Origin of the sequence: Curtobacterium sp. B8 (genome assembly GCF_000333315.1) — a bacterium.
GTDB classification, from domain to species: Bacteria; Actinomycetota; Actinomycetes; order Actinomycetales; family Microbacteriaceae; genus Curtobacterium; species Curtobacterium luteum.
On sequence record NZ_BACW01000533.1, the window covers coordinates 3,996 to 8,499 of the forward strand.

Genomic DNA, 4,504 nt, shown 5'->3' on the forward strand with positions numbered 1-4,504 from the left:
AAGNACCTCCCGGCGGTCCCCGCGCGGCGCGGGCCGAGACTCGCGTCGTGTTCCGCGAGTCTCGCGGCGCGGGCCGAGACTCGCGTCGGGCGACCGTTCTCGCGGCTCCGTGCCCGAACAACGTCGCTCAGCCCGAGACTCGGGTCGCTCAGCCCGAGACTCGCGTCGCTCAGCCCGAGACTCGGGTCGCGCGGGCCGAGACTCGCGCGGCGCGGGCCGCGCGGGCCGAGACTCGCGTCGGGCGACCGTTCTCGCGGCTCCGTGCCCGAACAACGTCGCTCAGCCCGAGACTCGGGTCGCGCGGGCCGAGACTCGGGTCGCGCGGGCCGAGACTCGGGCCGCGCGCACCACCGACCGAACCGACAGGATGGACAGATGAGCGAGACCCGTGGGCGGCAGCTGCTGCCCGGCCAGACCTCCCGTGTGCACGTGTACGATGTCGAGGCCCGCGAGGGACGGCTCGTGTTCGCGAGCGACCGCGTCCTCGTCGAGGCGCCGAACGTCCTCGACGACGGCCGGGTCCTGCTCAACGGCGGTGGCGACCTCTGGCTGCTGCCGCTCCCGCCGGTGGGGACCGTGCTCGACGAGACCGCGCTCGTGCCGGTCCCGATGCCAGGCGTCCCGGAGATCAACAACGACCACGTGCTCGACCCCTCCGACGGCTCGGTCGTGGTGAGTGCTCGCAACGGTGAGCTCTACCGGGTGCCGCTGCCCGACGGTGGCTCCGCGGAGCAGCTGACCGACACGACGGCCGCGCTCCCGACGAAACGGAAGTTCTACCTGCACGGCATCGCTCCGGACGGCAGCGCCCTGGCGGCGATCGTGGGGGAGCGCACCGAGGACGGCGTCTGGACCACCGATGTGGCGAGCGTCGACCCCATGACCGGGGAGCCGACGTTCCTCACGCGTGACGCCTTCCCGGACGACGGCTGCACGATCACGCCGGTCGGTGGCATCTGGCTGTTCAACACGGAGCGCTTCACACCGGGGACGGCGCAGCTCGCGACCGTCTGGCCGGGGCACGCCGATCCGGTGCGGATCACGAACGACGACCGGGTGAACTGGTTCCCGCACCTCTCGCCGGACGGATCGCACCTGCTGTACCTGTCGTACGAGCCGGGCGTGCAGGGACACCCGGCCGACCACCGCGTCGAGCTGCGGCTGCTCCCCGGAGCGCTCGTGCGGGGCGCCCGGATCGCGGTCGAGCCGGAGACCCTCGTGACGCTCGACGGCGGGCAGGGGACGGTCAACGTTCCGCCGTGGTCGCCGGACTCGCGGTGGTTCGCGTACTGCGACTACCCGGTCGCGCAGTAGGGCGCGGGGGCTGCGCGGGCCCGGGACGCCGAGCGGCGCGGGGGCTGCGCGGGCCCGGGAGACCGAGACTCGGCCCCGCGGACGGTTCCGCGGCGTCGGGGCCACGGAACCGTCCGCTGAGCCGAGTCTCGGCAGCGCACCGGCATGCCCGCTACACCTCGCGCACCAGCCCCTGCTTGATGTGCAGCCGACGTTCGGCGCGGCGGGCCACCCACGAGTCGTGCGTCACGATGACCACGGTCAGCCCGCGCTCCTTCCACTGCCGCTCGATGATCCCCATGATCTCGTCGCGCGTCCCCTCGTCGAGCGCACCGGTCGGCTCGTCCGCGAGGAGCACCGACGGGTTCTTCACGAGCGCCCGTGCGATCGCCACCCGTTGCTGCTGCCCGCCGGACAACTCCGCCGGCAGGTGGTCCAGGCGCTCGCCGAGCCCGACCTCCTGCAGCGCGGCCGTGGCACGCGAGCGGACCTCGTCCTTGGACCGGTTCGCGAGCGAGCCCGCGAACGCCGTCTCGACGTTCTCGAGCGCGGTGAGCGTCGGGATGAGGTTGAAGCTCTGGAAGACGAACCCGATCTCGGTCGCCCGGAGGTCCGTGAGTGCCCCGTCCCCGAGCTTCGCGACGTCGTGTTCGCCGAGGAGGACGCTCCCGGCACTCGGCCGGTCGAGCGCCCCGAGCATCTGGAGGAGGGTCGACTTCCCGCCGCCGGTCGGCCCCTGGATCGCCACGAGCTGCCCCTGCGGGATCGTGAGGTCGACGTTCGTCAACGCGGTGACGGTCCGGTTCTTCTGCTTGTACGTCTTGCTCACGTTCTGCAGCCGGTAGATCGGACTGGAGGCGCGGTTCGCCCCCGCCGTGGAGGCTGCGGTCGCCGGGGTGGTCACGGGTGCTCCTGTCGGTTCGGTCGCGTCGTGCGTCGGGGTGGTCGTGTCGCGTGTCGGTCCGGGCATCAGGCCACGCTCCGCAGCGCCTCGGCCGGGCGGAGCCGGCTCGCACGCCAGCCGCCGAGGGCACCGGCGAGCAGCCCACCGAGGACCGCGAGCCCGATGGCGAGCAGGATCACCTCGACCGTCACGGGGGCGTGGAGGACCACGTCGGTCGTGCTCGCCGTGCTGGCCGCCCCGCCGCCGAAGCCGCCGGCCGGTGCGCCGCCGGTCGTCCCGCTGCCCGCAGCCGCGGTCGCCGCGCCCCCGGGCATGCCGCCACCCGTCCCACCGCGGGTGGAGGTCGAGGCGCTCGCCGAGATGGTCGGGGCGATGACGTTGACGACGAGGATGCCGATCAAGCCCGCCGCCGCACCGATCACGCCGCCGATGAGGCCCTGGACGAGCGACTCGCCGGCGACCTGCCGGGTGATGCGGCCGTTCGACCAGCCGATCGCCTTGAGGGTGCCGAACTCCCGGGTGCGCCGGGTCACGCCGGAGATCGTGAAGAGGATCGCGATGAGGAACGCCGCCGCGAGGACGACGATCGACAACCAGGTGCCGAGGTTCGACACGAGGCTCGACGCGGTGCTCAGCGAACCGGAGACGCTCGAGGCGAGGTCCGCCTCGGTCGAGACGGTGGCGCTGCTGAGCTTCTGCTGCAGCGCGGACTTGATGGTGCTGACGTCGGACGAGGACTCCGCGGAGACGTAGATCGACGTCACCTTGCCGTCGAGGTCGGCCAACGACTGCGCGGTGTCGAGCGGGACGTAGGTGTTCGAGCCCGTGGTGCTCGAGGACCCGGTGGACGCGACGATCCCGATGACGGTGAACTTCGAGCCGCCGATCTCGAGTGTGTCTCCGACGGCCTTGTCCTCGCTCTTCGCGTAGGCGCTGTCGAGCACGACGACGTCCTTGCCGGCGTCCTTCGCCGTGAACGAGCGGCCCTTCGTGATCTCGGTGCTCGTGAGCGGACCGACCGCGTCGCCCGACACCGGGATGCCCGTGACGGTGAAGGAGTCGACGTTGAACGAGCCGCCGCCGAATCCGCCGCCCTCGCCGCCGCTCGGCGGTCCCTGCTGCGTGCTGCTGTCCGACGAACCGGCGTCGGTGCTGCCCGACGCCGAACCACCAGAGCTGCTGCTGTCAGAGCTGCTGCTGCTGCCCTGCTGCACCTGCCCCGAGAAGGTCGTGTTCTCGAGCGTCAGCACGCCCGTCGCCGCCTTCACGCCGGTGGTCGCCGTGACGGTCGCGAGGTTCGACGCGTTCAGCGTGCTCGACCCGCGGGCGACCGCCAGACGCGACTGCGACAGGTCGGTCGACCCGCTGTCGCTGCCCGAGCGACTGCCGAAGTCGAAGGACGGCCGGCCGGTGCTCGACGACGTCGGCTGTTCGGTCTTCGTGATCGTGATGTCGGTGCCGACGCCGTACACGGACTGCAGGACGCTCGACTGCGCCGCCTTCACCCCGCTCGCGATCGACGACACGATGACGACCAGGGCGATCGCGAGCGCCATACCGACGGCGATGATGACCGTCTGCTTCCGGCGGTTCGTGAGCTCGCGCCTGAGGTAGGTCAGGAACATGGTTCTCCTCGGTGTTGGGGACGAGGAGACCGTAGGGAGCGAGTCGATGAGCAGCGCTGCCCGAACCCAAGAGGATCCGATGAGGCCTCAGCCGGCGTCGCCGTACGTCACGCGGAGGTGCTCGGCGTAGCCCCCGGGCGTCCGACCGACGAACCGACCGCTCGTCACCACCGGGAACGCCGTGGTGGCGCGGACGTCGAACCCGAGCGCTCGGGCCCGCGTGACGAGTCGGACGTCCTCGTGCTCGGGGACCGGGTCGAAGCCGCCCGACCCCAGGTACGCGTCCACCCGCACCCCGAGGTTGGCGCCGTGGAGGTGCCCGAGCGTCGCGCCGGGCGGGTGCGCGACCCGCCAGCGACACAGGACGTCGGGGTCGAGGTCGTCGGGCTCCGGCTCGACGGCGCCCACGAGCACGTGTGCACCGGCGGCGAGGGCGTCGGCCTGCTGGACGAGCCACGACCCGTGCACGCGGGAGTCCGCGTCGGTGTGGGCCGTCCAGTGCGTCCCGGTCGGACCGGCGGCCCGCAGGACGTGCGCGACGCCGAGGCTCCGGGCGCGCCCGACCCCGACGGGCCGTGGGCCGGTGTCCACGACATCGAGCGGGGTCCGTCGCCACGTGTTCGTCGTCCGCGATCCGGTCGGCGACGACCTCGGCGGTCCGGTCTGTGTATCCGTCGAGGAC

Annotated in this window: 4 protein-coding genes (1 of these 4 running past the window's edge); 1 reads left to right on the forward strand and 3 read right to left on the reverse strand. The window is 72.4% G+C overall.

Going from position 1 to position 4,504, the window contains the following annotated elements; translation table 11 throughout:
- Nucleotides 1-1,314, forward strand: the 3' portion of a protein-coding gene (locus tag I59_RS23590; RefSeq protein WP_022904433.1) for an ABC transporter permease subunit. It extends 834 nt beyond the left edge of the window; the window shows 1,314 of its 2,148 coding nt (coding positions 835-2,148); its start codon lies beyond the left edge, outside the window; it ends in the stop codon at nt 1,312-1,314.
- A 151-nt stretch (nt 1,315-1,465) separates the two neighbouring features.
- Here the strand turns inward: I59_RS23590 and I59_RS14185 are convergent, their stop codons facing one another.
- The 3 genes from I59_RS14185 to I59_RS20075 form a co-directional block, all read right to left on the reverse strand.
- A complete protein-coding gene (locus I59_RS14185) occupies nt 1,466-2,140 on the reverse strand; it encodes an ABC transporter ATP-binding protein (RefSeq protein WP_031273864.1) in 675 nt (224 codons plus the stop codon).
- A gap of 122 nt (nt 2,141-2,262) precedes the next feature.
- A complete protein-coding gene (locus tag I59_RS14190; protein ID WP_022904435.1) occupies nt 2,263-3,822 on the reverse strand; it encodes an ABC transporter permease in 1,560 nt (519 codons plus the stop codon).
- Nucleotides 3,823-3,909: 87 nt separating this feature from the next.
- A partial coding sequence (locus I59_RS20075) for a hypothetical protein (protein ID WP_222835019.1) occupies nt 3,910-4,504 on the reverse strand: 595 nt, incomplete at its 5' end.